The sequence below is a fragment of the Pseudomonas sp. SIMBA_041 genome (assembly GCF_046535095.1).
Taxonomy (GTDB): Bacteria; Pseudomonadota; Gammaproteobacteria; order Pseudomonadales; family Pseudomonadaceae; genus Aquipseudomonas; species Aquipseudomonas mucoides.
Map to the genome: position 1 here is coordinate 1 of NZ_JAWRXJ010000135.1, position 315 is coordinate 315.

General features: G+C 65.1%; 1 protein-coding gene. It reads right to left on the bottom strand.

What is annotated here, in order from left to right; genetic code table 11:
* Positions 1-315: zinc-binding dehydrogenase (locus SB725_RS30570; RefSeq protein WP_410923091.1), on the bottom strand; the 315-nt coding region annotated here is incomplete at both ends.

Genomic DNA, 315 nt, shown 5'->3' on the forward strand with positions numbered 1-315 from the left:
GTGGTTGACCAGCTCCTCGAAGCCGCGCGCGACGATGTCGCCGAGCGCGATGCGTCCGGTGATGAGCGGCTGCACGTCGATGCGGCCGTCGGCGATGAAGCGGATCACGTCCGCGAATTCGCCGTTGTACGCGAGCGAGCCGATCACTTCCTTCTCGGTCGACACGATGTCGAAGAAGTTGAACGACGTCGGCTCCTCGAAGATGCCGACCATCACCGACTTGCCGGCCTTGCGGATCACGTCGATCGCGAGCTTCGCGGTGGCCGTGTGGCCGATGCATTCGAACGACACGTCGGCGCCGTAGCCGCCCGTCAG